The following is a 24,635-nucleotide window of genomic DNA, read 5'->3' as shown; positions in this document are numbered from 1 at the left end:
GGGGGGCCCTTCGGCGCGCCCGGGGACGTGGTGTGGGTGGGGACGTAGGGCCGCGGGTGCGGGACCAACGTCCCTGACGCCGGCCGGCTCCTCGGCGAGAAACTGGTACATCGGTATCAGTTCAAGGAGAACGGCAGGCACATGGCACCCCAGTACACCGCGACGGTCACCGGCACCGCGAAGTCCCCGACGCGCCTCGACGTCCAGATCAGGGACTTCTCCGTCACGATCGACGAGCCCGCGTCGCTCGGCGGCGACGACACCGGCCCCAACCCCGTCGAGCTCGTCCTGTCCGGACTCGCCGGCTGCCTCAACATCACGACCCACATGGTCGCCAAGGAGCGCGGCATCGAGGTGCGGAGCCTGAGCGTCACGGCGACGGGATCGCTCAACCCCCAGCGGCTGATGGGGCGGCCGACCCCGGACCGCGCGGGCTTCCAGGGCATCCGGCTCGAGATCGACGTCGACGCCGACGCGACCCCCGAGGAGATCGACGCACTCCTCGTGGCCGCCGAGGAACGCTGCTGCGTCGCGGACAACCTGATGAACGCGACCCCGGTCAGCGTCGTGCGGGCGGGGGCACCAGCCTCGGCAGCCTGACGCCTCCGCTCCGCCCCGGGCCTGGGCCCGGGGCGGAGCCGCGTGGCGTCTCGGACGGCTCCCGGCGGGGTCAGTCGTGCCCCGCGAGCGAGGCGAGCGCGGTGCGCCACAGCTCCTCGGAGTGCTCGACCGCCTCGGGGGAGTCGTTGTTGTCCTGCCGGATCGTCACACGCGTGCCCTTGGGGTCCGGGGCGAGCGTGATCGCGACCTCGTGGTGGTTCTCCGGGACGTCGGGCACGCCGCTCGCAGGGGAGTAGTGCGTGAAGCGCAGCGTCCGGGGTCGGTCGACCTCGAGGACGGTGCCGTGGTCCTCGAAGTGCTTGCCCTGGTACTGGCCCTCGAACGTGATGGTGCTGCCCGGCTGGTAGTCCGTCTCGACGTTGGCTCCCAGCATCCAGGTCGCGGAGGGGTGGACGAGCTCGGCCCACACCCTCTCGGGGCGGGCGGCGATGTGGATCGAGGCGGTGGCGACGAGTCCGGTCATGGGACCTCTCCTCTTCGAGCGGTTTTCCCCGACCGTAGCCCTCGGGGCGGGGGTCGGCACGTGCGGGTGCGCGCCGAGCGTGCAGTTCGGGCCGTCTCGAGCGCCCGGCGACAGCCCGAGCTGCACACTCGACGCGCGCACCGACCCGGCCCGGCCGTCCACGACGTCACGCACGGCCGGCCTCGTCCAGGACGTCGCGCACCAGGGTGACCACGTCGGCAGGGCGGAGGAGCTGCGCACGGTCGACGACGAGCACCGTCCACCCGCACCGCCGCAGCGCGCCGTCGGGCGCGATATTCAGCCCACCTCGCCGAACGCCGCCGCGAACCGCGGCAGGCTCGCCTCGAGCGTCTCCATGCTCGCCGTGAGCGAGATGCGGAACCGGCCCGGGGTCTCGAAGTACTTCCCTCCCAGGACCAGGACGTCGTGGTCGGCGAGGAGGGCCTCGAAGGCGCGGTCGTCGGGATCGGGGGAGCGGGGGAAGAGGTAGAACGTGCCCTCGGGGCTGTGCAGGTCGTAGCCGATGTCTCGCAGCCCGGCCACCATGAGGTCGCGCTTGCGCTGGTAGAGCGCGACGTCGAACGGGATGCGCTCCAGGAGCGGCAGCGCGTGCTGGAGGACGGCGTTGGGGAACGCGTAGCCGATCGCGATCTGGAGCGCCTCGATCGCGGGCCGCAGGCCCTCCCGCCCGGGCAGGGTCGGCGGGACCGCGAGGTACCCGATGCGCTGGCCGGGCGCGAGGAGCGTCTTGCCGTAGCTGTAGGCCAGCAGGGTCCACGGGTAGACCTCTGCAGGGCTGTGGAACTCCGTGCCGTCGTAGACGATCCGGTGGTAGGGCTCGTCCGACACCACGAAGACGCGGCGCCGATTCCGCACCGACGCCTCGTCGAGCAACGTCGCCAGACGGCGCAGCTCGTCCAGGGGGTACACGCGTCCGGTCGGGTTGTTGGGCGTGTTGACGAGCACGACGCGGGTGCGCGGCGTGATCGCGTCCGCGATCGCGCCGAGGTCCAGGTCGAACGTCTCGGGGGAGACCGGCACCTTGACCGGTACGAGCCCGGCCTCGCGCACGATCACCTCGTACGCGAACCAGGGCGGCACGCTGTAGACGACCTCGTCGCCCGGGTCGCACACCAGCTTGAGCGCGAGGGCCAGGGCGGTGAATCCGCCCGTGGTGAGGTGCACGTCGTCGGGCTCGAAGGGCAGGTCCACCACGTCCCGCAGCGACTCCGCGGCCGCGGCCCGCGCGGCAGGCTCGCTGACCTTGTACCCGAACCAGTGCTCGTCGCGCGGGACGGCGCTCGCGCGCAGCGCCTCGACGTACTCGGCCGGGGCCGGGTCGTGCGGGTTGCCGAACGTGAGGTCGAGGACACCGGGGCGGGCCCGGCGCTCGGGATACTCGTGCGCGAAGAAGCCCAGCAGGACGTCGAACGGTGTGGACCGCGCGAGGTCGCGCACGCGTCGGGAGATCGTCTCGTCGGCCATGGGAGCTCCTCGCTCGGGCGACGGCAGGGTGGACGGCGGTGTCCGTGAGTGGTCGCCGGGTGGCGACGGGCGGCGGGTGGCAGGGTCGCGAGGATCAGGCGGTTCCACGCTAGCACCGGGCCTGCGGGCCGGCCGGGGGGAGCCGGGAAGGCCCGACGGCGAGCCCGTGCTCGCGGTCGAGCGCATCGAGGAGGTCGAGGCCCCGCCTGGGGCCGAACGCCCGCGCGACCGCCACGACGCGCGCCAGGCGGACCGGGCCTGTCGGTGCGAGGGGTTCGAGCCAGAGGTAGAGCGCGGCGATCTGCGGTCGCCGGGCTCGAGGTCATCGGCAACCTCCACCCGTTCGGCGAGCCCGCGGGCGAGGACGTCGTCTCCCGCTTCTACGACTCCCTGGGCAACACGCTGGACTACGCGTACGAGCTCGCCGGTGACCGCCTGACGATCTGGGCAGGGGCCAAGGGTGGGCCTGCCTACTTCGAGGGCCTGTTCGACGCCGACGGTGACTCGGGCGTCGGGGAGTGGGTCTACCCGGGCGGGGGCGGGTACGCCTCGACCATGACCCGTCGCTGACAGGAGCTTGCCACTGTGCCGAGTGTGCAGTTCGGGCTGATGATCCGCGCAGGTGGCAGCCCGAACTGCACACTCGACGATCGGGGAGGCCCGACGGCGCGGCTCGGCCCGGGCGTTTCCCGCCCCGTCGAGGGACCTGCCGTGGGCGACCTCACACCGTTTCCTGACGGGCCGACACGTTAGGATGGTTCGTCTGTCCGACTTCGTAGTTGGGGCGGTCGAACGGTCTGCGGCATCTCGCGACACGTCTCGATCCGGGCTGGAAACCCCACGATCCCCGCTGCGTCCCCGAAGGTCGGTCATGCCCGTTTCTCCTCCCTCCACCTCTGCGCCCTCGGCCCAGGTGGTCCCTCCCTCCGCCGAGCCCCACGGCTCCGCGCCGGTCGAGCAGTACGCGCCGGTCGAGACCGGCCCCCGTCGCTGGTGGATCCTCGTCATCCTCGCGCTGACACAGCTCCTCGTCGTGCTCGACGGCACGATCGTGAACATCGCCCTCCCGCAGGCCCAGGTCGAGCTCGGCCTGACCGACACGCAGCGCCAGTGGGTCGTCACGGCCTACGCGCTCGCCTTCGGCGCACTCCTGCTCCTCGGCGGGCGGGTCGCCGACTACTGGGGTCGCAAGCGCACCTACCTGCTGGGCATGGTGGGCTTCGGGGTCGCGTCGCTGCTCGCGGGGCTCGCGCGCAACGGCACCGAGCTCGTCGCGATGCGCGGTCTCCAGGGTGTCTTCGCCGCACTGCTCGCGCCCGCCGCGCTCGCGCTGCTCACGGTCTCGTTCCCGCATGGCCGCCAACGGAACACCGCGTTCGCGGTCTTCGGGTCGGTCGCGGGGGTGGGCGCCGCTGTCGGGCTGGTCCTGGGCGGTGCCCTGACCGAGTTCGCCGACTGGCGCTGGTGCCTGTGGGTCAACGTCCCCGTCGTGGTGGTCGCGCTGGTCGCGGGCCAGCTGCTGATCCGTGAGAGCAAGGCCGAGGGGGACAACCGGTACGACGTCCTGGGGACGGTCGTCGTGGTGCTCGGCCTCGGCTCGCTCGTCTACGGGTTCACGCTCGCCGAGCACAGCTGGGCCGCGCCCGAGACGGTCGCGTGCCTCGCGGCGGGCGTCGTCCTCCTGGCGCTCTTCGTGTGGATCGAGTCGCGCGTCGCGCAGCCGCTGCTCCCGCTGCGCGTCCTGACGGACAGGGTCCGCGCGGGGGCGTTCCTGCTCCAGGCGATCTTCGGTGCGCTCATGATCGGTGCGCTCCTGTACCTCGCGCTCCACCTGCAGATCGTCATGGGTCTCTCGCCCCTGCAGGCGGGCCTGGGCACGCTGCCCATGACGATCATGACGCTCGTCCTGGCGCCCGTGGTCACGCAGCTTCTTGCGCGGTTCGGGCCGCGGCCGCTCATGATCGGCGGGCCGCTGGTCGCCGCGGTCGCGCTCGTCTACCTGAGCCGGATCACGGTGGAGGGTTCGTACGCGGTCGAGGTCCTGCCGGCTCTCCTCGTGCTGGGCGCGGGCATGGCGCTGGTGCTGGTGCCGCTGCAGAACGTCGCGCTCTCGGGTGTCGAGCCGCACGACGCGGGCGCCGCGAGCGCGACCGTCAACGCGTCGATGCAGATCGGCGGCTCGATCGGGCTGTCCGTCTTCACGACGCTCTACGTGGGCGCCGTCGCCGGGGCGGTCGTCACGGACGAGGCGTCGCAGCTCTCGGCGTTCGTCGACGGCTACTCGGCAGCGTTCGTCGCGACGGCGGTCACGCTGGTCGTGGGCGCCGTCCTCGCGGCCGTGCTGATCCGCGGGCCCCGCGAGCGCCTCCTGCCGCAGGGCGGCCAGGTCGGGGTGCACCTGGGCTGAGTCACGCCGCGGTGGGCGCTGCGCCACCGGGGGTGCCCGACGGCGTCACGCGCCTCGGGTGCGCCCGGCGGCGCGTCGGCGAGTGTGCAGTTCGGGCGGTCTCTCGACCTCCGGGACAGCCCGAACTGCACACTCGACGGTCCGTGCCCGGACCGGACCGGGGTGAGCGACGCCGTCGGGGGTGCTGGGACGATGACCCTGGCCCCCGGGACCGCGCAGGCAGGACGTCAGCCCGCGAGGAGCGCCCGGATGTCTCGCTCGGCCTGACCGGGCGACGCCGTGCGGCAGCCCTTGTCGACCCAGCCCTGGATCAGGCGCGGCTCGTCGCGCAGCAGCCCCCAGCCCCGGCGCAGCAGGGTCAGCGGCGGCTTGCGCGACTCCCCGAGGTCGCGCAGCAGGCGGAACCAGAACGTCATGAGCCGGGGCCTGCGCAGGCAGATCGCGTCGGCCAGGATGCCCTCGGCCCGGCAGGCCGCGACGAGCTCGGCCGCGAAGATCCCCTCCGCGATCACGAGGCGCGACCCGCTCACGTCGAGCTGCGTCGTGCCCGTGCGGCGCGACGTCGGGATGTCGTACACCGGGACGTCCGAGCGACCCGTCGTGACGAGCGCGAGCAGCGCCTCCATGGCGCTCGCCGAGTCCCAGCTCCCGGGGGAGTCCCAGTCGACGATCCCGAAGCGCTGCGGCATCCCGGGGTGGTCCACGTCGTGGTAGAAGTCGTCGAGCTCGACGACCGGCAGTCCCAGGCGCCGGGTGAGCGACGTCTTGCCCGAGCCCGACGGCCCCGTCAGCAGGACGATCCGACGGGGTGGGACACGCGTGCCCTCGGGCAGGTCGAAGAGGCCGTTCGTCACCCGACCATTCTCCCAGCCCGCAGACGCACCTGGTGCGCGGCGCCGTCGGGCACGGGCTGGGTCCGGCGCGGGCGCCGAACCTGCACTTTCGGTGGGAGCCCGTACGGGAGTACGTACGTACCGAACCGTGTGGGCGCCCCTGATGTGGGCGCCGCGACGCGCGGCCTAGCGTGACGGCACACGATGCCGCGGCAACGGTGCCGCAGCCGTGCTGGGGAGGCGGTCGATCATGCAACGCAGCAGACGGTCCGTGAGGCGGTGGCTCGCAGGAGTCGCCGCGACGGCAGTGGTGGCGGTACCGCTCGTCGCGCAGGTACCCGTGGCGTCCGCGGCCGAGGCGTGCGCGCCGGCGTGGTCGGCGTCGTCGGCGTACACGGGCGGGAGCGTCGCGTCGTACAGCGGGTCCAACTACAAGGCGTCCTGGTGGACCCAGGGCGAGACGCCGGGGACGCAGCAGTGGGGGGCGTGGAAGATCGTCGGGCCCTGCGGGACGGACCCCACGGGGACGACCGGCGGGACGACCGGCTCCACGGGTGGGACGACAGGGACGACCGGTGGCACGACCGGCTCCACGGGTGGGACGACAGGGACGACCGGCGGCACGACCGGCTCCACGGGCGGCACGACCGGAGGAGACCCGACCGGCGCCGACCCCGGCACCCCCATCTCCACGAACCCGCAGGAGAAGTGTCGCCCCGACGGGCTCGCCGTCAACAAGACCGTCGACGTGCCCTACTGCGACGTGTACGACGAGGCCGGGCGGGAGAAGCTGCCCAACGGGCTCGACCGCCGCGTGATCGGGTACTTCACGTCGTGGCGGACCGGCAAGGAGGGGACGCCGTCGTACCTGGCGAGCGACATCCCGTGGACCAGGCTGTCGCACATCAACTACGCGTTCGCGCACGTCGGACCGGACTCGAAGATCTCGGTGAACGCCGAGTCGGCGACGAGCGAGGCGACGGGCCTGACGTTCGCGGGCGCCGAGAACGCGCTCGACCCGACCGTCCCCTACAAGGGCCACTTCAACCAGCTCACCAAGTTCAAGAAGCAGCACCCGGGCGTCCGCACGCTCGTGTCGGTCGGCGGCTGGGCCGAGACCGGCGGCTACTTCGGGGTCGACGGGAACCGCGTCGCCTCCGGTGGCTTCTACACCCTGGACACGCAGGCCGAGTACGACGCGTTCGCGGCGTCCGCGGTCGCGATGGTGCGGACCTACGGGTTCGACGGGATCGACATCGACTACGAGTACCCGACCTCGAACGTCAAGGCCGGCAACCCGGACGACTTCCAGATCGCGGACGCCCGGCGCGGGCAGCTCTGGAAGAACTACGAGCAGCTCATGAAGACCACGCGCGAGGCCCTCGACAAGGCCGCCGCGCAGGACGGCGAGTACTACATGCTGACCATCGCGGCCCCGGCGTCCGGGTGGCTGCTGCGCGGCATGGAGGTCTTCCAGATCATGCCGTACCTCGACTACGTCAACGTGATGTCCTACGACCTGCACGGGACGTGGAACGACTTCGTGGGCGGCAACGGCGCCCTGTTCGACGACGGCAAGGACGGCGAGCTGGCGGCCGCAGGCGTCTACGGTGCGTACGACGGGATCGGGTACCTCAACGCCGACTGGGCCGCGCACTACTTCCGCGGGGCCGTGCAGGCCGGGCGCATCAACATCGGTGTCCCGTTCTACACGCGCGGCTGGACCAACGTGCAGGGCGGGACCAACGGCCTGTGGGGCAAGGCGGCGCTGCCCGACCAGACCAAGTGCCCGCCGGGCACCGGGCCCTCGCTGGGCGGCACGTCCAAGTGCGGCAACGGCGCGGGCGGGATCGACAACATCTGGTACGACGTCGACAAGGCCGGGGCGAAGATCCCCGCGGGCGGCAACCCGATCTGGCACATGCTGAACCTGCAGAACGGCAAGGTCGGCTCGTACGCGGCGGCCTACGGCGCACCGACCGGTCCGCTGACCGGGACCTACCAGCACAACTTCGACCCGGTCACCAAGACCGAGTGGTGGTGGAACGCGCAGACGAAGTCGTTCATCTCGGGCGACTCCGACCAGGCGATCCAGGCCAAGGCCGACTACGTGGTCGCGGGTGGCTACGGCGGTCTGATGATCTGGGAGCTGGCCGGGGACTACGGCCTGGACGCGGCGAGCGGCGAGTACGGCATGGGTGACAGCCTCGTGACGCGCATGCACTCGACGTTCTCCACCGCGGCACCCTACGGAGCGGCCAAGTCCAAGACCGCGACGCCGGCGCAGGCGATCGACCTGGGGGTGTCCTTCTCGGAGTTCGCGCTCGGGGACAACAACTACCCGATCAACCCCCGGGTGACGTTCTCCAACAGGTCGACGGTCGCGATCCCGGCGGGGTCGACCATCGCGTTCGATTTCGCGACGACCACGTCCGCGACGATCGGCGAGCAGAACGGCTGGGGCATCACGACGGTCGCGGGGCACTCGGGCAACAACGTGGGCGGGCTCAAGGGGGACCTGCACTCGGCGACGCTCAAGGTGCCCTCGGGCGGCATCCCGGCGGGCGGCTCGGCGTACACCAAGCTGTCGTGGCGGCTGCCCATGGCGCAGATCTCGAACGTCCGCGTGACGATCGGGACGAACACCTACGCCACGACCTACGACCACCCGCGCGGCGTGAAGGTCGTGACCCCGGTGGTCTCCGGCGGGACGACGGGCGGCACCCCCGGGGGCACCCCGGGCGGGAGCACCGGCGGTGCCGGGTGCTCGGCGGCCCCGTGGGTCGCCGGGACGGCGTACAACGGCGGAGCGCAGGTCACGCACGCGGGCCACAGGTGGTCCGCGAGGTACTGGACGCAGGGCAACGCCCCCGTGGCCAGCGACTGGGGGCCGTGGAAGGACGAGGGGGCGTGCTGATCCCTTGAGGCCGGTGCCGAGGTAGAGGGATCGCGTCGAGGTAGAGGGTTGGAGCCCTCTACCTCGACGGCGGCCCTCTACCTCGCGCACGTCGCCGGGCCGGCGGGCTCGCGGCCGGGCCACCGGTCGTAGGCTTCCCGGGTGACCTCCGCCGACGCCCTCGCCGCCACCGCCCTCGACTCGATGCGGTCCTGGAGCCCGCTCAGCCCGGCGCAGGCCGCACTGCGCGAGGAGTACGTGGCCTTCGTCGAGGAGGGCAGGGGCGACGTGATCTTCCGTGGCGGCGCCGAGCACCTGACGGGGAGCTGCTTCGTGCTGACCCCGGACCTGCTGCACGTGCTGCTGTGCTTCCACCGCAAGGGCCAGTTCTGGGTCCAGGTCGGCGGGCACGTCGAGCCGGGGGACGAGAGCCTCGCGGCGGGGGCGTTCCGGGAGGCCCGGGAGGAGAGCGGGATCGTCGGGCTGGTGCCGTTCGAGCCCGACGGCGCCCCCGTGGACCTGCACCGGCACGCGCTGTCCTCGCGCTTCGGGACCTGCCTGGTCCACTGGGACGTGGGCTATGCGGCGTTCGCGGAGCTCGATGCCCTGCCCGTGGTCAGCGACGAGAGCGAGGCCGTCGCGTGGTTCCGGGTCGACCGGCTCCCGCCCGACACGCCCGACGACTTCCCCGTGCGGCTCCGCACCGTCCTCGAGGAGATGACGCACCGCCGTCGGGCGTCCGCCTGACACGTGACCCCAGGGTCATGTGTACGCTTGTACACATGACCTTCCCGGACCCTTCCGACCAGCGCACCATGCGCGAGCGCATGCTCGCGGGCGACCTCTACCTCGCCGACGACCCGCAGATCGCGGCCGACTCCGAGCGCGCCATGTCGCTCAGCCACCGCCTCAACACCCTGGACCCGAACGACGGCACGGCCCGTCGCGAGGTGCTGACCGAGCTGCTCGGCGCGTTCGGCGAGGGCAGCGACATCCGCCCCCCGTTCCGCTGCGACCTCGGCTACCGGACCACGATCGGCGCCCGCGTCTTCGTGAACTTCAACCTCGTGTGCCTCGACGTCGCCCCCGTCACGATCGGTGACGACGTGCTCATCGGCCCGAACGTCCAGCTCCTGACGCCCACGCACCCCGTCGAGCCCGGCCCGCGCCGCGACAAGTGGGAGGCCGCGCAGCCCATCACGATCGGCGACAACGTGTGGCTCGGCGGCGGCGTGACCGTGTGCCCGGGTGTGACGATCGGCGAGAACACGGTCGTCGGCGCCGGGTCCGTCGTGACCCGCGACCTGCCCGCGAACGTCGTGGCCGTGGGCAACCCGGCCCGCGTGCTGCGCCACATCGACGAGTGACCGGCGTGCGCCGCGTCGACCCCGACCGCAAGGACCGGATCGTCGACGCGGCCCTCGACGTGATCGCCGAGCACGGCGTCGCGGGCACGACCCACCGGGTGGTCGCCGCCGCGGCCGACGTGCCCCTGGGGTCCATGACGTACCACTTCGAGAACCTCGACGAGCTGCTGCGCCTCGCGTTCGAGCGGCACGCGGTCCAGGCCGCGGCGCGCTTCGAGGCGGCCATGGCTGCCGTCCCCGAGGGCGGCGACCCGGTCGAGGCGATCGTCGCGCTCGTGTGCGACGAGTCGGGGAACTACCAGCGGGACCTGCTGGTCGCGCTCGAGCTCTACGTGCTCGCGGCGCGCAAGCCCGCCTTCCGCACCGTCACGCAGCGGTGGATGGCCGCGAGCCGGGCCGCCCTGCGCCGGCACGTGGACGCGGACGTCGTGCCCGACCTCGACGCCCTCATCGAGGGGCTCGTGCTGCACTCCGTGCTGTCGACCGGGCCCGACGGGCGGCCACCGCTCGACCCCGAGCGCGTGCGCCGCGCGGTGCGACGCCAGGTGGGCTGAGCACCCGCTCGCGCTGCCGAGCATGCGGTCGTGGTCCGGTTCGGGCTCGATACCGACGCCAACCGCATCCTCGGCACCGAGCGGGGGCCCGGGCAGCGAGGGAGCGAGCGCTCAGCCCAGCAGGATCACGTGGAGCGTCCGCGGCCCGTGCACGCCCTCGACGCGCGAGAGCTCGATGTCGCTCGTCGCGCTCGGCCCTGAGATCCACGTCTGCGGGCGCGTGGGGTGCGCGGCGAGGATCGTCACGGCCTCGGGCAGCGTGTGCACGACCTGCTCGGTCCGCACGACGCACACGTGCAGGTCGGGCACCAGGGTGATCGCGCGTCGCCCCTGGTCGTCCTCGCCGTCCAGGACGATCGTCCCGGTGTCCGCGACGGCCAGCCGCGAGGCGGTCAGGACCGCGTCGACCTGGTCGAGCTCGGCCGCGGTCCGCCGGTCCTCGCGCGAGTCCTGCACGACGGCGGTGCCGTCCCCGAGCGTGCCCGTCCAGCCCGCGGGCACCCCCGGGGGCACGACGACGGAGCGCGCGTCGGCGAGCAGCTCGCCCACGGTGCGGGCCAGGTCGGTCTCGGTCGCGGCCCGGTGCACGATCGCGCGGTAGTCCACGAGCCGGTCGACGAGGATCTCGACCGCCTCGGCCGACCCGGGGGAGTGCTCGCCCGTCGTCCGGTACTCACGTGAGATCGGCGCCTGTGCGGCCACGGCGTCCCCGAGGTGCGCGCCGTCGGTGATGACGGCCGCGCGTACGCGGGCCAGGATGTCGTCGCGCGCGCTCATCGGGGGCCTCCGGTCGTGTCGGGCGAGGCGGGGTCCTCAGGCGAGGCGGGAGGGGCGGGCTCGTGCGCAGCGTGGTCGGTGGCCCACCACTCGCGGAAGCTCTGCTTGGGCAGGACGGGCAGGTCACGGGCGTCGGTCCACCTCGAGCCCGGGAACGGCAGCGACGTGATGCGGCCCTTGCTGCCGCCCAGGACCCGGGTCACGCCGCCGGCCTTCTCGGCGAGCTCGAACCGGCCGGGCTTGGCCATGACGAACGACGCGGCCTTCATGGCCGCTCCCCAGGCCGTGGGTCGGCCCCGGTCCTGGTCGACCTCGCGCGCGCGCAGGTGCACGAGCAGCGACGGGATGTCGATCTTGACGGGGCACACGTCGTAGCACGCACCGCACAGCGTCGAGGCGTACGGCAGCGAGTTGTTGGGGTCCGACCTCCCCGTCGACCCCGTGAGCTGGGGCGTGAGGACCGCACCGATGGGGCCCGGGTAGACCGAGCCGTACGCGTGCCCGCCCACGCGCTCGTACACCGGGCACACGTTGAGGCACGCCGAGCAGCGGATGCAGTGCAGCGCGGCGCGGCCCACCTCGTCGGCCAGGGCCTTGGTGCGCCCGTTGTCGAGCAGGACCAGGTGGAACTCCTGCGGCCCGTCGCCCGGGGTGACCCCCGTCCACAGGGAGGTGTACGGGTTCATGCGCTCGCCGGTCGAGGACCGGGGAAGGAGCGCCATGAAGACCTCGAGGTCCTGGTACGTCGGGATGAGCTTCTCGATCCCCATGACGGTGATGAGGGTCTCGGGGAGCGTGAGGCACATGCGCCCGTTGCCCTCGGACTCGACGACCGCGAGCGTGCCCGTGTCCGCGACGGCGAAGTTCGCGCCGCTGATCGCGACCTTCGCGGAGAGGAACTTGCGGCGCAGGTGCGCCCGGGCGGCCATGGCGAGCTCGCGCGGCGCGTCGGTCAGGTCGGGTGGGGCGTCGCCCATGCGCTCGAGGAAGATCTCGCGGATCTCGGAGCGGTTGCGGTGGATCGCGGGCACGAGGATGTGCGAGGGCATGTCGTCGGCGAGCTGCACGATGAGCTCGGCGAGGTCGGTCTCGAACGCCGCGATGCCCTCGTCGGCCAGCGCCTCGTTGAGCCCGATCTCCTGCGTGACCATCGACTTGACCTTGACGACCTCGGTCTCGCCCGTGGCCTTGACCAGGTCCGCGACGATGCGGTTGGCCTCGGCGGCGTCCCGGGCCCAGTGCACGACGCCGCCGCGAGCGGTCACGTTGCGCTCGAGCTCTTCGAGGAGGTGCGGGAGGTCGCTCATGACGTGGGCCTTGATGGTCGAGCCCGCGTCGCGCAGGGCCTCCCAGTCGGGCACCTCGCCGACGACGGCCGCGCGCTTGGCCCGGATGGTCGAGGTCGCGTGGGCCAGGTTGCGGCGCAGCTGCGTGTTCTGCAGCGCCTGCCTGGCGGCCTCGGGGAAGGTCTCGCCCCAGCGCAGCGGCGCGTCGGGGTGAGGCACGTCGTCGGCCCAGCCGGGGCCCGCGGTGGTGCCGGGAGCGCCGTGGTGCGTGCCGCCGTCGGGCAGGGTCTTCGCGCCCCGACGGGTGGGGAACCCCAGGAAGGTGCTCATCGCGCGGCCTCCTCGTCGTCCGGGCGAGCGTGGGCGCCCGCCGGTTCCGCCACGAGCGTCGGCGCGTCCTGCGTCGAGGCCAGGATCTCCGCGAGGTGCATGGTGCGCACGCCCGTGCGCAGCTTCGAGAGGCCGCCGCCGATGTGCATGAGGCACGAGTAGTCGCCCGCCGTGAGGACCTCGGCGCCGGTCGACTTCACGTTCGACATCTTGTCGCTGAGCATCGCGGTCGACGTCTCGGAGTTCTTGAGCGCGAACGTCCCGCCGAACCCGCAGCAGCTCTCGGCGCCGGGGAGCTCGACGAGGTCGATCCCGTCGACGGCCCGCAGGAGCTGGAGGGGCTTGTCTCCCACACGGATCATGCGCAGCGAGTGGCACGTCGGGTGGTAGGTGACGCGGTGCGGGAAGTGCGCGCCGACGTCGGTCACGCCGAGCACGTCGACGAGCAGCTCGGACAGCTCGTAGGTCTTGGCGGCCAGGGCCTCGGCGGTCGCGCCCAGCTTCTCCTGCCCCACGCGCCGGCACACCATGGCCTGCTGGTGGCGGATCGAGCCGGTGCACGAGCCCGACGGCACGACGATCGCGTCCCACTCCCCGTCGAGCGCGGGCGCGAACGTCTCGACGTGGTTCTGGATGACGGGCACGGCCTCGTCGAAGTAGCCGGTGTTGACGTGCATCTGCCCGCAGCACGTCTGCTGCTCGGGGAAGTAGACCTCGTGGCCGAGGCGTTCGAGGAGCTGGACGGTGGCCCGGGGGGCCTGGGGGAACATCGCGTCGGCGATGCAGGTGGCGGCGAGGGCGATACGCACTGGGGACTCCAGCCGGGCAGGGGGCGGTGGGATTCAGTCTGGTCCCGGCGGACGGCGAGTGCCCGTCGGAGGTGCTGTGCGGCCCTCCCGTCCCCTGCTCGGCGATGAGCAGGCTGTGGTCTGACCACATATTGTCCGAGCCACTGTAGACCATCGCGTCGCTGTGGTCGGACCACATCGGCAGGGTGGGTCAGAACGGGCCCGACACCGCGGCCACGCTCGTCCGGCCAGCCTCGCGCGGCACTACGCTGACCCCGTGCGCACCCACGAGATCGTCCTCGCCCGGATCGAGGCGGACCTGACCGCCGGCCGCTGGGGCCTCGGCGAACGTCTCCCGGCCGAGCGCGCGCTCGCCGAGGAGCTCGGCGTCTCGCGCCCCTCGGTCCGCGAGGCGCTGCGCGTCCTGGAAGCCATGGGCATCGTCCGCACCGCGGTCGGTTCGGGGCCCGACGCCGGCGCCACCGTCATCGACCGGCCCGCCGCAGGCCTCGGTGCAGCCGTGCGGCTGCACGTCGCGTCCGGGACGCTCGTGGTCCGGGACGTCGTGGAGACCCGGGTGCTGCTGGAGACGTGGGCGGTCGGGCAGGCCGCTGCGAAGGCCGCGGGCGCGGGGCTCGCCGAGGCTGTCGCGCTGCTCGACGCCATGGACGACCCCGCCCTCGACGCGGCCCGTTTTCGCGAGCTCGACGCGGCGTTCCACGTGGAGCTCGTCCGGCTCGCGGGCAACGCGCTCGTCGAGGCCGTCATGACCGGGCTCCGCGGGGCGATCGAGTCCTACGTCGAGGCCGGCACGGAACGGCTGGAGGACTGGCCCCGCACCGCGGTGCGCCTGCGCGCCGAGCACCGCACGATCCTCGACGCGGTCGCGAACGGTGACGGGGCGGGCGCGGTCGTGGCCGTGCGCGAGCACATCGAGGGCTTCTACCGCGAGGCGGGGTTGTGAGCCGGACCCCGGGGCGCGGCGCCCGCCCGTGGGCCGCCACGTCGTAGTGTTCCTCTGGGCCTACCCGGTCCGCCGCCCACCCACGAAGGACCCCGCATGACCATCGATCACCTGGACGTCCTCGCCGCGGCGCAGCGCATCTCGGGGCAGGTGCGGCCCGTCGCGCTCGCTCCCATGGACCCGGGTGCCCTGGGTGCCGCGACGGGTGTGTTCGCGCTCGAGCTCATGCAGCACACGGGCTCGTTCAAGGCGCGCGGCGCCCTGAACTTCGTGGGTGCTCACCTCGACGCGGGCACGCTGCCCGAGGCCGGGATCGTGATCGCGTCGGGCGGCAACGCGGGCATGGCGAACGCGTGGGCGGCGCGGGCGCACGGGGTCCGGGCGACGGTGTTCGTGCCCGAGACCGCGCCGCCGGTCAAGGTTGCGCGACTGCGCACGCTCGGCGCAGAGGTCCACCAGGTCGGGTCCGAGTACGCCGAGGCCCTCGACGCCGCGCAGCGCTTCGCGGCCGAGACCGGCGCCCTGGCGTCGCACGCCTACGACAACCCCCTGATCGCGGCCGGCGCGGGCACGCTCCTGCAGGAGATCGTCGCGGCCCGCCCGGACGTCAGCACGGTCGTCGTCGCCGTCGGCGGTGGCGGGTTGTTCAGCGGGGTGGCCGCCGCGGCGCGGCCGCACGGGATCCGGGTCGTGGCGGTCGAGCCCGTCGGCGCGCAGGCACTGCACGCCGCGCTCGACGCCGGCCGCGTGGTCGACGTCCCCGTCGCGTCGGTCGCGGCCGACTCGCTCGGCGCCCGCCGGACGTCCGAGACGGCGCTGTCGCTCGCGCGGCACGGCGACGTCCGCTCGGTCCTGGTGTCCGACGACGCGATCGTCGCCGCGCGCCGGCACCTGTGGGACGAGCGGCGGCTCGTCGTCGAGCACGGGGCCGCGGCGGCGCTCGCGGCGCTCGAGTCGCGCACGTACTTGCCCGATCCCGGCGAGCGCGTCGCGGTCGTGCTGTGCGGGGCGAACACGGACCCGGCGGACCTGGCGCGCTGAGCGGCCGTCAGAGCGAGCGTGGCCCCGGGCGCACGCTCGCCCTGACACCCGTGCCCGACGGCGGAGCGCACCCCGGGGGCCGGCCGGCGTGAGGTCAGGCCCCGCTCTCGATGCCCGACGGCAGTGCGTCGTCGGCCCACGTGCCCGGGGTGCCGACGCGCCAGAGCGGGCGTGCCGCTGCGATGACGGCGACCGTGGCGACGAGCAGCCCGGCGAGCGCCACGAGCGCGGTCCCGATCCCGAACCGGTCGAGCAGCCCGGCCCCGACGAGAGGGATCAGGGGTCCGGCGGCGAGCCCGGTCAGTCCCATGATCGAGGCGAGACGTCCCTGCATCTCGAGCGGGGTGATCGCCGCGGCGTAGCCTGCGAGGCCCGCGTTGACGGCCGGGACCAGGAGGACGGCGAGCGGCAGCACGGCCACGTAGGCGGGGTACGTCTGGAGTGCGGCCATGAGGGTCGCGCCGACGGCGAGGGTGACCAGCGCGGCGACCGTGAGCGCCCCGGCCCGGACGCGCGCGACGAGCCGCGGTGCGAGCACGGCCCCGACGAGGATGCCCACGCCGACGGCGAGGTCGATGACCCCGATGAGGACGGGGGCGACCCCGGTCCGGACGAGCTCGAGGTTGATCCCGACGAGCAGCCCGCCGAACGCGACGTTGATGACGACGAAGAGGCCCAGGAGCGTCCGGAAGAGCGGGACCGACCAGACGAAGCGCAGCCCCTGGCGCAACGCCTCGACGGGTCGGGTCGCGCGGGCCTCCGCGGTGTCGCCGTTGAGGGGCTCGCGCACGGCCCACGTGCATGCCGCGGTCGCGGCCGACCCGATCGCGGCCGCGACGAGGGGGACGGCGTGCCCGACGGCGAAGAGCAGGCCGCCGACGGGACCCGCGAGCAGGCTCGCGACGGCGTCCCGCCCCTGGGACGCGGCGAGCGCCGTCGGGAGCTGAGGGGTCGGGACGACCGAGCGGAAGGCTCCGCTCGTCGCGGGATCGACGAAGGCTCCCACGACCGAGGCGCCGAACAGCACCAGCGCGAGGTGCCAGGCGGTGAGCGATCCGAGCGCTGCCGCGACGCCCACGGTCACCCAGAGCGCGGCGCCGACGGCGCTCGCGGCGACGATGAGCCGGCGCCGGTCCACGCGGTCCGCGACGACGCCGGCCGGGAGCGTCGCGAGCAGGGCCCCGACCTGGCCGACGGCGGCGACGGCTCCGGCCTGGAGGACCGACCCGGTCAGCGAGTAGGCGACGAGCGGGACGGCGAACAGGGCGAGGCCGGCTCCGAGCGACTCGGTCGTCAGCCCGGACATCAGGAGCATGTACGACCGGTTCCGCAGGAGGGGCGGAGGGGAGGGCGGTGCCTCGACCTGCGTCTCTGGCGAGATGGGCTCCTCCGATGCGGGGGAGCGCAGGGGCGAGGCCGCCGGGGCCGCAGGGTGCGTCGAGGCGCGGGGAGGTGGCGGCGTGCTCTGGGTGGTCGACATGCGACACACGGTAATCTCGCAACAACTAATGCGCAATGATCATTGCGCAAGTGGTCGTGCGGACGGCGACGGCGTTGCTAGCCTCGGGGGATGCGCGAGACCTTCCACGTCCAGGACCCCACGGCGCTCCGGGCCGTCGCGCACCCCATGCGGCAGCGGATCCTCACGGAGCTCGCGGCCCTCGGGCACGCCCGGGCTGCGGATCTCGCGCAGGCGATCGGAGAACCCGCGAACTCCATCAGCTTTCACCTGCGGGTGCTGGCCAAGGCGGGCATGATCGCCGAGGCTCCTGAGCACGCTCGCGACCGGCGCGACCGCGTGTGGACCAACGTCGCCGAGAGCTACGTCGTCGACCCCGGGTCGCCCGAGGCCGTCCGGGAGGTCGTCCGCCCGGCGCTGGTGTGGGCCGAGCGCCTGTTCGTCGAGGCGAACGACGAGAAGGCCCGGCGGGGCGACCGGTTGCTCGCGATCAACGCGCTCGTCCTCACGCCAGGGCTGGCCGCGGAGATGACGCAGGACCTGGCGGACCTGCTCGAACGCTGGGCGGACCGCGCGCTCACCGAGGCCAAGGAGTCGGCCGACCCTGCGCGGCGCGCCTACCAGGTGCTCGCGGTGCTGGCTCCCCACGGGCAGGACAGGAGCGACGACACGCACTGAGGTGCCGTCACGTCGTCCCATGCGCCGGGCGTCAGCCGAAGATCTCGTCCTCGAGCAGGACCACGTCGTCGAGGCGGTTGCGCACCGACGTCACGCGCCAGCGGTCCGGGAAGAGCGCCAGGTACTCGCCGTCCTCGCGCTGGAGGACCTCGACGCCCGGCTGCTCGTTGAGCTTCGCGACCCAGTCCTTCGTGGTGCGCAGCGCCATCGAGTAGCCCAGACGGTCGAGCGTCACGGGCGCGTTGAACTCGGTCGCCATGCGGTGCTCGGCGACCTCGAACTGCATGGGGCCGACCACGGCCAGGACGGGCGCCTGGTCACCGCGCAGGTCCGAGCGCAGGACCTGGACGACGCCCTCGGCGCCGAGCTGCATGACGCCGCGCTGGAACTGCTTGTAGCGCGAGACGTCCTTGGCGCGCATGACCGCGAAGTGCTCGGGCGCGAACGTCGGCAGCGGCGGGAACTCGACCTTCTTGTCCAGGTACAGCGTGTCGCCCACGCGCAGGCCGGCGGCGTTGACGAGGCCCACGACGTCGCCCGGGTAGGCCGTGTCGACGATCGTGCGCTCGCGCCCGAAGACCTGCTGCGCGTACTTGGTCGCGAAGGGCTTGCCCGTGCGGGCCGAGCTCACGACCATGCCGCGCTCGAACACGCCCGAGCAGATGCGCGCGAACGCGAGGCGGTCACGGTGCGCGGTGTCCATGCCGGCCTGCATCTTGAAGACGAACGCGCTGAAGGGCGCCTCGACGGGACGCGTGTCCTCGTTCACGGTGACGCGCGGCGAGGGCGAGGGGGCGACGTCGACCAGGACGTCGAGCAGCGCGTGCACGCCGAAGTTCTGCACCGCCGAGCCGAACAGCACCGGGGTCGTCTGACCGGCCAGGAACGACTCCTGGTCGTGGTCGCCGTTGGTGTCGGCGAGCAGCTCGGCCTCCTCGGTCGCGGTCGTCCACGCGTCACCCTCGCGGGCCAGGGCCGCGTCCGGGTCCATGATCTCCTCGGGGGCGATCGTCGTGCCGCCCGCGGTGCGCGTGTAGTGCACGTACTGACCCGTGCGGCGGTCCAGGACGCCGCGGAAGTCGCCGCCGACGCCCACGGGCCACGTGAGCGGCGTCGGGACCAGGCCCGTGCGCTCCTGGATCTCGTCCATGAGCTCGAGCGCGTCCTTGCCCGGACGGTCCCACTTGTTGATGACCGTGATGAGCGGGATGCCGCGGTGCTTGCAGACCGCGAACAGCTTCATGGTCTGCACCTCGAGGCCCTTGGCGGCGTCGACGAGCATCACGGCCGCGTCGACCGCGGACAGCACGCGGTACGTGTCCTCGGAGAAGTCCGCGTGACCCGGGGTGTCGACGAGGTTGATCATGGCGTCGCGGTACGTGAACTGCAGCGCGGCCGACGTGATCGAGATCCCGCGGTCCTGCTCCATGTCCATCCAGTCGGACACCGTGCGCCGGCCCGCCTTGCCGTCCGCGCGGCCCGCCTCGCGGATCGCGTTGGCGTGCAGGGCGAGCGCCTCGGTGAGGGTCGACTTTCCCGCGTCCGGGTGGCTGATGACCGCGAACGAGCGGCGGCGCGAGGCCTCCGCGAGGACGGTCGCCTGCTCCTTCACCGCGGTCGCCGGTGAGGCGGCCGCGGGGGCGGTGGTGCTGGAGGTCGTGGTGGGCTGGTCCGCTGAGGGCACTGGAACGTCCTGTGGCTTCCTGCAGTTTCCTGCGCGATCGAGGTCGAGGGGGCGGGGCGCATCCGCGCGGGACGCAGCACCCAGCTCTCCATTCTCCCGCGAGATCGAGGCCGCGCTGACCACGTGCCGAGCACCCCGGTCGACTGGCCGCGGCGGGGGCCGGGTCGCTCCGCTGCGGAGACCCGCTCACTCCGGTGCGGGGTCGCCCCGGCTGAGCCGGATCTCCTCCAGGTCGAGCCGCGCCTGGACCTGGCGCAGGACGGTGTCGTCGATCGCGCGCTGGTCGCGCAGGCGCACGACCGTCTCGCGCTTGCGGGCCAGCAGTGCGAGGCGCAGCTCGGTGTACTCGTCGTCGAGGCGCACCGCGGGGTCCGGCTCCCCGCCCTCGTCGCCCTCCGCGTCCCGGGCGCGCAGCAGCGTCAGGTGTTCCTCGTACTCACCGCGCAGGCGGTCGACGACCGACGGGTCGGTGCCGAGCGCCGCCGCGACGTCGGGCAACGCGTCGAGGGCCTCCTGGGCGGCCGTCTCGTCGGCGAGCCGGCGCTCGCGGGCGACCCCGTCGTCGTCGGGCAGGCGCGCCCACCGGATCGTGGGGGCCAGCAGGAGGCCCTGGACCACGAGCGTCGTCGCGACCACGCCGCACGTGATGAACACGATGAGGTCGCGGTCGGGGAAGGGCGCGCCCGAGCTCAGGGTCGTCGGTACGGCGAGCGCCGCGGCCAGCGAGACCGCGCCCCGGAATCCCGCGACGGTGCTGACCGCTCGCGCCCGGTTCGTGACGCGCCGCCCGCGTTGGGACGGACGCCGGTCGACGAGGCGGATCGTGTACGCCGAGAGCACGAGGAAGCCGAACCGGACCACGAGGATGACCGCGCACACGACCGCGACACCGACCACCGCCGTCACGAGGTCCTCCGAGACCAGGTTGCGCACCGCGGACTGCGCCTCGAGCCCCACGAGCACGAACAGCGACGCGTTGATGAGGTACGTCGAGACCGACCAGAACGCGACGGTCTGCTGCCGCGTCGCCGCGCGCCCGATCCGCGGCCCGACCTGGCTCATGACCAGCCCGCACACGACCACGGCCAGCACCCCGGACGCCTCGATCAGCTCGGCGAGCAGGTACGCCGTGAACGGGATGAGCAGGACCACGACGTTGCCCAGCAGGGGGTCGTCGATGCGGCGCCGGGCCAGCACCGCGAGCCACGCGACGAGCAGGCCCACCGTGATGCCGCCGCCGTACGCGAGCACGAACAGCCACGTCACGTGCCCGGCGCTGAGCGTCTCCTCACCCACTGTCACGCCCACCGCGACGCCGTAGAGCACGAGGGCGGTGCCGTCGTTGACGAGGCTCTCGGCCCGCAGGACCGTGACCGTGCGTCGGGGCAGGGCCCGCGCGAGGACCCCCACGGCGGTCGCGTCGGTCGGCGCGACGGCCGCCCCGAGCACCCACGCGGGACCCCACGGCAGGCCCAGCGCGTGGGCCGCCGCGGCGACCGCGGCAGCCGTCACGACCACGAGCAGCGTGCTCGTCAGGACGATCCCGCGAAGCGTCGCGCGGATCTCCCGCAGCGAGATGGTGATGGCCTCCCAGTAGAGGAGCACCGGGAGGAACACCAGCAGCATGAGCTCGGGCGGCAGGTGCACCTGCCGCAGCGCCGGGACGAACCCCAACGCGATCCCCGCGACGAGCAGCAGGATCGGGTCCGCGACCCGGGTACGGCGCGCGAGGATCCCGCACACGACGATGACCACGCCGAGGACCACGACGAGCTCGAGTCCGATCACGGCCGCCTCCTCCTGGTCTCGGCCCCGTTGGCGACCCGAAGACCCGGCCGCCGGTACCCCGCGCTACTTCGCCGTCGGGACCGGGTGCCCCTCCGAGGCCTGCACGACGACGATGCCGCGCCCCGTGAGACCGAGCTGGTACGCCTCGCCCGACCCACGGCCGACCGCCGCGGAGAGCTTCGCGGTCTTGCGGATCGTGGACGTGAGCGAGCTCGACCACAGGACCGCGGCCTGCATGTCGACGTACGTGGGCTCGTCGACGTCGAGGACCACGGGCGTCCCGTAGGCCGTCACGGCGAGGGACCCCGTCCCGGTGAACGTCGTGTTGAACAGTCCGCCGCTCATCATGGACGCGCCCTCGACGCGGTTGATGTCCCAGGTCAGGGTGCTCTCGAACGCCAGCACGTTGGACCCGTTGACCGTGACGGCCTCGTCCTCCAGGTGCAGGACGAACACCTGGTCCGCGTCCTGCGCGAGGAACACGTCGCCGCTGCCCGAGACCTTCATGAGGGACATGCCCTCGCCCGTGAAGGCCTTCTTGAACATCTTCGCGACACCGCCCGAGCCCTCGTACGCGAAGTCGACGTCGCCCTGGTAGGCGACCATCGAACCCTGCCGGGCGTAGAAGAACCCGCCCGTGCCTGCGAGGTCGACCTTGAGCATGCGGTCGTTCTGCAGCTGGAAGCTTCCCGGTTCGCCCGGCTGTTCGGTGTGGTTCATGAGTGTGCTGCGCATGGGACAGATCATCCGGCAACGGGGAGACCCGTGCACGTGTCAGCGCTCGACGATCGTCGTCACGACGCCGGTCACGGCCGGTCGTCGCGGCGTGGAACCGAACCCGAACCGGACCGGCGGGTCGACGTCCCGCAGGTCTCCCAGCGACTCGCCGGCCCACTCGGTGCGGGCGCCCGTGATCTCGTGCACGTCCGTGGCGCCGTAGTGCTCGACCCGACCGGGTCCGGCGCTCCCGCGCGTCCGGACACCGCGGAGGAAGACCCGCGCGACGGGGTCGGTGAGGACCGTCGTCCGGTGGGAGGCGGCGACCCGACGGGGCACGACGCGGAGCACGCGGCCGAGCGCGGTGCGGCGTCCGACGTCGACCCGCGCCTCGAGCGGCCCGGCGACGACCTGCCAGTGCTCGGGCCCGTCCCCGCGGCTCACGGTGACCGGGCACACCTCGACCCGGTCGAAGCGGTACGTCGTCGCGACGAGACTCGCGACCTGGTGCGACGGGGCGAGGAGGATGCGCTCGCCGTCGGGCCGCTCCACCATGACGTCGGCGAACGCGCCGAACGGGGACACGTCCCACCTGCCGACGACCAGCCGCGTCCCCGACGCCGTGCCCCACCCGGCGATGCGGCCGCGGAACCGCTGGACGCTCGACATCCACCGAAGCCTAGATCGCCGGAGCGAACCCGGTCGAGAAGACCGCCGCGACGACCGCGACGACGGTCACGAGCACGAACGCCACGAAGAGGGCCCGCTCCGTCCCTGGGCGCCGCTGCCGGACCGGATGGGTCGGGCGGACCGGTGCAGTGGGGGCCGTCGGGCGCGCTGCCCCCGAGGGGCTCGTCGCGGCGTCGTCGGGCATCGCAGCAGTCTGGCAAGTCCGGGACGATCCCGCCAGGCCCGACGGCGCCACGCCCGTCCCGCGCGCGACCGGCGCGCCGCCACCACCTCAGGCCGACCGGAGAGACCATGGCGGGATGAGTGCTGACAGCGAGGTCGCCGACCGGGTACGGGTCGTGACGGGCAAGGGTGCGGTCGAGGGGACCGTCGCGGACGGCGTCGAGCGGTTCCTCGGGGTGCCGTACGCGGCGCCGCCCTTCCGCGGCCGCCGGTTCGCGTCGCCCGAGCCGGCGGAGCCCTGGGACGGGGTGCGGGACGCGACCCGGTACGGGGCCACGTCGCCGCAGTCCCCGTATCCGGGTGCGCTCGGCGAGCTGCTGCCGACCGTGACGATCGACGGCGAGGACGTGCTGCACGTCAACGTGTGGACCCCGGCGGAGCGGGGCACCGAGCTGCTGCCCGTCCTCGTGTGGGTGCACGGCGGGTCGCTCGCGCACGGGTCGAACGCGCTCGCGGGCTACGACGGGACGCGGTTCGCGCAGGACGGCGTCGTGTTCGTCGGGGTCAACTACCGGCTCGGCGCCGAGGGGTTCTCGGTGCTCGACGGCGCCCCGCGCAACCTGGGCCTGGCCGACCAGCTCGCGGCGCTGGCCTGGGTCCAGGACGAGGTCGCGGCGTTCGGCGGCGACCCGCGGCGCGTGACGCTCGCGGGCCAGTCCGCGGGCGCCAACACGGTCGCGGCGATCCTGGCCCACCCCTCGGCACCGGGGCTCGTCGCGCGCGCGATCGTGCAGAGCGGGCCGCTGTCCGCGCAGCCGGCCGCCCGGGCAGGGCGCATCACGCGCGCCATGGGCAAGGACCTGGCCGTCCCGACGACGAGCGCGGGTTTCGCGACCGTCCTGCCCGAGGCGCTGGTCGCCTCGCAGGACCGCGTCACTGCGGGGGCGACCCCGCTCACGGGAGGTCCGGGGTTCGCGCTGTGCCTCGACGACGACCTGGTGCCCCGCACCCCCGAGGACGCGCTCGTCGAAGGGGCCGGGCGCACGATCCCGCTGCTCGTGGGCGCCACGACCGAGGAGTACCGCCTCTGGTTCGTGCCCACGGGACTGCTCGGCACGTTCAAGCGCCTGCACCTCGCGGTGGCCCGTCGCAAGGTGGGGATCTCTGCCCGGGCCGTGCGGCTGTTCCGGCGCAACCGGCCCGGCGCGTCGGTCGGGGTCGTCCTCGGGGCGCTCGCCACGGACGTCCTGCTGCGGGTCCCGCTCCAGCGGGTCGCCGACGCCCGCCGGGCCGTAGGCGCGCAGACGCACGTCTACGAGTTCGCCTGGCGCAGCCCGGTCGCGGACCTCGGTGCGGCCCACGCCGTCGAGCTGGGATTCGTGTTCGACGGCCTGGCGACGCCGGACTCGCGCGCGCTCGCCGGGCCCGACGCCCCGCAGTCCCTCGCGACCGCGATGCACTCGGCCTGGGTGGGGTTCGCGACGACCGGCGACCCGGGCTGGCAGTGCTGGGACGAGTCTCGCCCCGTGCGGGTCTTCGACGGCGAGGGCGACCCCGTTGTCCTCGCGCCGCGCGACGACGAGCGGGCCGCGCTCGACCGTCGCTAGCCGGCGCACGGCCCCGCCGGGCGCCGACCATCTACGGA

The 24,635-nt window shown here is 73.3% G+C and carries 23 protein-coding genes; 11 read left to right on the top strand and 12 right to left on the bottom strand.

What is annotated here, in order from left to right; translation table 11 throughout:
* The first annotated feature begins 141 nt into the window (after window positions 1–141).
* Window positions 142–600: an OsmC family protein gene (locus H9652_RS12010; RefSeq protein WP_191796456.1), complete on the top strand. Its 459-nt coding sequence runs from the start codon at window positions 142–144 to the stop codon at window positions 598–600.
* A gap of 70 nt (window positions 601–670) precedes the next feature.
* Here H9652_RS12010 and H9652_RS12005 read toward each other — a convergent pair whose 3' ends face one another.
* A complete protein-coding gene (locus H9652_RS12005; protein ID WP_191796455.1) occupies window positions 671–1,084 on the bottom strand; it encodes an SRPBCC family protein in 414 nt (137 codons plus the stop codon).
* A 297-nt stretch (window positions 1,085–1,381) separates the two neighbouring features.
* Window positions 1,382–2,569, bottom strand: a complete 1,188-nt coding sequence (locus H9652_RS12000) for an aminotransferase class I/II-fold pyridoxal phosphate-dependent enzyme (RefSeq protein WP_191796454.1) — start codon at window positions 2,567–2,569, stop codon at window positions 1,382–1,384.
* Window positions 2,570–2,833: 264 nt separating this feature from the next.
* Between H9652_RS12000 and H9652_RS11995 the strand changes: the two genes are divergently transcribed.
* Both H9652_RS11995 and H9652_RS11990 read left to right on the top strand, forming a co-directional pair.
* Window positions 2,834–3,139, top strand: coding sequence for a hypothetical protein (locus H9652_RS11995; protein ID WP_225228139.1), 306 nt, complete (start codon window positions 2,834–2,836; stop codon window positions 3,137–3,139).
* Window positions 3,140–3,440: 301 nt separating this feature from the next.
* Window positions 3,441–4,976: an MFS transporter gene (locus tag H9652_RS11990; RefSeq protein WP_191796453.1), complete on the top strand. Its 1,536-nt coding sequence runs from the start codon at window positions 3,441–3,443 to the stop codon at window positions 4,974–4,976.
* A 227-nt stretch (window positions 4,977–5,203) separates the two neighbouring features.
* Here the strand turns inward: H9652_RS11990 and H9652_RS11985 are convergent, their stop codons facing one another.
* Window positions 5,204–5,830: a uridine kinase family protein gene (locus H9652_RS11985; RefSeq protein WP_191796452.1), complete on the bottom strand. Its 627-nt coding sequence runs from the start codon at window positions 5,828–5,830 to the stop codon at window positions 5,204–5,206.
* A gap of 229 nt (window positions 5,831–6,059) precedes the next feature.
* Here H9652_RS11985 and H9652_RS11980 point away from each other — a divergent pair, with 229 nt between their 5' ends.
* The 4 genes from H9652_RS11980 (at window position 6,060) to H9652_RS11965 (ending at window position 10,626) form a co-directional block, all read left to right on the top strand.
* On the top strand, window positions 6,060–8,726 hold the full coding sequence (locus tag H9652_RS11980; RefSeq protein ID WP_225228138.1) for a glycosyl hydrolase family 18 protein: 2,667 nt from the start codon (window positions 6,060–6,062) through the stop codon (window positions 8,724–8,726).
* Between the two features lie 141 nt (window positions 8,727–8,867).
* Window positions 8,868–9,452 (top strand): NUDIX hydrolase, encoded by a 585-nt coding sequence (locus H9652_RS11975; RefSeq protein WP_191796451.1) that lies wholly within the window; start codon window positions 8,868–8,870, stop codon window positions 9,450–9,452.
* Window positions 9,453–9,487: 35 nt separating this feature from the next.
* The gene (locus tag H9652_RS11970) at window positions 9,488–10,072 is read left to right on the top strand and encodes a sugar O-acetyltransferase (protein WP_210411027.1); all 585 of its coding nucleotides are present in this window, start codon (window positions 9,488–9,490) and stop codon (window positions 10,070–10,072) included.
* Window positions 10,073–10,077: 5 nt separating this feature from the next.
* Window positions 10,078–10,626, top strand: coding sequence for a TetR/AcrR family transcriptional regulator (locus H9652_RS11965; RefSeq protein WP_318244139.1), 549 nt, complete (start codon window positions 10,078–10,080; stop codon window positions 10,624–10,626).
* Window positions 10,627–10,737: 111 nt separating this feature from the next.
* Here the strand turns inward: H9652_RS11965 and H9652_RS11960 are convergent, their stop codons facing one another.
* Genes H9652_RS11960 through H9652_RS11950 form a run of 3 tightly spaced genes read right to left on the bottom strand, consistent with a single transcriptional unit; the run spans window position 10,738 to window position 13,828 of the window.
* Window positions 10,738–11,403, bottom strand: coding sequence for a LutC/YkgG family protein (locus H9652_RS11960; protein ID WP_191796449.1), 666 nt, complete (start codon window positions 11,401–11,403; stop codon window positions 10,738–10,740).
* Window positions 11,400–13,019 carry a LutB/LldF family L-lactate oxidation iron-sulfur protein gene (locus tag H9652_RS11955; RefSeq protein WP_191796448.1) on the bottom strand — a complete coding sequence of 540 codons (1,620 nt, stop codon included), beginning with the start codon at window positions 13,017–13,019 and terminating at the stop codon, window positions 11,400–11,402. Before H9652_RS11955 ends, H9652_RS11960 begins: the two co-directional genes overlap by 4 nt.
* Window positions 13,016–13,828, bottom strand: a complete 813-nt coding sequence (locus H9652_RS11950) for a (Fe-S)-binding protein (RefSeq protein ID WP_191796447.1) — start codon at window positions 13,826–13,828, stop codon at window positions 13,016–13,018. The genes H9652_RS11955 and H9652_RS11950 overlap by 4 nt, the downstream gene beginning before the upstream one ends.
* A gap of 256 nt (window positions 13,829–14,084) precedes the next feature.
* Here H9652_RS11950 and H9652_RS11945 point away from each other — a divergent pair, with 256 nt between their 5' ends.
* Complete coding sequence (locus H9652_RS11945; protein WP_191796446.1) at window positions 14,085–14,771, top strand: FadR/GntR family transcriptional regulator; 687 nt, start codon at window positions 14,085–14,087, stop codon at window positions 14,769–14,771.
* A 96-nt stretch (window positions 14,772–14,867) separates the two neighbouring features.
* On the top strand, window positions 14,868–15,812 hold the full coding sequence (locus tag H9652_RS11940) for a threonine/serine dehydratase (protein WP_191796445.1): 945 nt from the start codon (window positions 14,868–14,870) through the stop codon (window positions 15,810–15,812).
* A 94-nt stretch (window positions 15,813–15,906) separates the two neighbouring features.
* On the opposite strand, the gene H9652_RS11935 is transcribed toward H9652_RS11940, so the two are convergent.
* A complete protein-coding gene (locus H9652_RS11935) occupies window positions 15,907–17,292 on the bottom strand; it encodes an MFS transporter (protein WP_191796444.1) in 1,386 nt (461 codons plus the stop codon).
* Window positions 17,293–17,382: 90 nt separating this feature from the next.
* Here H9652_RS11935 and H9652_RS19815 point away from each other — a divergent pair, with 90 nt between their 5' ends.
* Window positions 17,383–17,949, top strand: a complete 567-nt coding sequence (locus tag H9652_RS19815; RefSeq protein WP_225228137.1) for an ArsR/SmtB family transcription factor — start codon at window positions 17,383–17,385, stop codon at window positions 17,947–17,949.
* Window positions 17,950–17,980: 31 nt separating this feature from the next.
* On the opposite strand, the gene H9652_RS11925 is transcribed toward H9652_RS19815, so the two are convergent.
* The 5 genes from H9652_RS11925 to H9652_RS11905 form a co-directional block, all read right to left on the bottom strand.
* On the bottom strand, window positions 17,981–19,561 hold the full coding sequence (locus tag H9652_RS11925; RefSeq protein WP_318244140.1) for a peptide chain release factor 3: 1,581 nt from the start codon (window positions 19,559–19,561) through the stop codon (window positions 17,981–17,983).
* A 258-nt stretch (window positions 19,562–19,819) separates the two neighbouring features.
* Entirely contained in the window at window positions 19,820–21,421 is a 1,602-nt protein-coding gene (locus H9652_RS11920; RefSeq protein WP_191796442.1) for a Na+/H+ antiporter, read from the bottom strand.
* Between the two features lie 63 nt (window positions 21,422–21,484).
* The gene (locus H9652_RS11915; RefSeq protein WP_191796441.1) at window positions 21,485–22,156 is read right to left on the bottom strand and encodes an AIM24 family protein; all 672 of its coding nucleotides are present in this window, start codon (window positions 22,154–22,156) and stop codon (window positions 21,485–21,487) included.
* Window positions 22,157–22,195: 39 nt separating this feature from the next.
* The gene (locus H9652_RS11910; RefSeq protein ID WP_191796440.1) at window positions 22,196–22,807 is read right to left on the bottom strand and encodes a hypothetical protein; all 612 of its coding nucleotides are present in this window, start codon (window positions 22,805–22,807) and stop codon (window positions 22,196–22,198) included.
* 10 nt (window positions 22,808–22,817) lie between these two features.
* Window positions 22,818–23,012 carry a hypothetical protein gene (locus H9652_RS11905; protein ID WP_191796439.1) on the bottom strand — a complete coding sequence of 65 codons (195 nt, stop codon included), beginning with the start codon at window positions 23,010–23,012 and terminating at the stop codon, window positions 22,818–22,820.
* 115 nt (window positions 23,013–23,127) lie between these two features.
* Here H9652_RS11905 and H9652_RS11900 point away from each other — a divergent pair, with 115 nt between their 5' ends.
* Entirely contained in the window at window positions 23,128–24,597 is a 1,470-nt protein-coding gene (locus H9652_RS11900) for a carboxylesterase/lipase family protein (RefSeq protein WP_191796438.1), read from the top strand.
* Window positions 24,598–24,635 lie beyond the last annotated feature (38 nt).

Origin of the sequence: Oerskovia rustica (genome assembly GCF_014836555.1) — a bacterium.
GTDB classification, from domain to species: domain Bacteria; phylum Actinomycetota; class Actinomycetes; order Actinomycetales; family Cellulomonadaceae; genus Oerskovia; species Oerskovia rustica.
Note: the sequence above shows the minus strand (reverse complement) of the source record. Positions and strands in the feature narration are given on the sequence as shown.

Excerpts from the sequence above, each read along its gene's own strand:
- H9652_RS12010 (WP_191796456.1), top strand. The coding sequence starts at position 142 with ATGGCACCCCAGTACACCGCGACGGTCACCGGCACCGCGAAGTCCCCG.
- H9652_RS12005 (WP_191796455.1), bottom strand. The coding sequence starts at position 1,084 with ATGACCGGACTCGTCGCCACCGCCTCGATCCACATCGCCGCCCGCCCC.
- H9652_RS12000 (WP_191796454.1), bottom strand. The coding sequence starts at position 2,569 with ATGGCCGACGAGACGATCTCCCGACGCGTGCGCGACCTCGCGCGGTCC.
- H9652_RS11990 (WP_191796453.1), top strand. The coding sequence starts at position 3,441 with ATGCCCGTTTCTCCTCCCTCCACCTCTGCGCCCTCGGCCCAGGTGGTC.
- H9652_RS11980 (WP_225228138.1), top strand. The coding sequence starts at position 6,060 with ATGCAACGCAGCAGACGGTCCGTGAGGCGGTGGCTCGCAGGAGTCGCC.
- H9652_RS11970 (WP_210411027.1), top strand. The coding sequence starts at position 9,488 with ATGACCTTCCCGGACCCTTCCGACCAGCGCACCATGCGCGAGCGCATG.
- H9652_RS11960 (WP_191796449.1), bottom strand. The coding sequence starts at position 11,403 with ATGAGCGCGCGCGACGACATCCTGGCCCGCGTACGCGCGGCCGTCATC.
- H9652_RS11955 (WP_191796448.1), bottom strand. The coding sequence starts at position 13,019 with ATGAGCACCTTCCTGGGGTTCCCCACCCGTCGGGGCGCGAAGACCCTG.
- H9652_RS11940 (WP_191796445.1), top strand. The coding sequence starts at position 14,868 with ATGACCATCGATCACCTGGACGTCCTCGCCGCGGCGCAGCGCATCTCG.
- H9652_RS11935 (WP_191796444.1), bottom strand. The coding sequence starts at position 17,292 with ATGTCGACCACCCAGAGCACGCCGCCACCTCCCCGCGCCTCGACGCAC.
- H9652_RS19815 (WP_225228137.1), top strand. The coding sequence starts at position 17,383 with ATGCGCGAGACCTTCCACGTCCAGGACCCCACGGCGCTCCGGGCCGTC.
- H9652_RS11915 (WP_191796441.1), bottom strand. The coding sequence starts at position 22,156 with ATGCGCAGCACACTCATGAACCACACCGAACAGCCGGGCGAACCGGGA.
- H9652_RS11910 (WP_191796440.1), bottom strand. The coding sequence starts at position 22,807 with ATGTCGAGCGTCCAGCGGTTCCGCGGCCGCATCGCCGGGTGGGGCACG.
- H9652_RS11905 (WP_191796439.1), bottom strand. The coding sequence starts at position 23,012 with ATGCCCGACGACGCCGCGACGAGCCCCTCGGGGGCAGCGCGCCCGACG.
- H9652_RS11900 (WP_191796438.1), top strand. The coding sequence starts at position 23,128 with ATGAGTGCTGACAGCGAGGTCGCCGACCGGGTACGGGTCGTGACGGGC.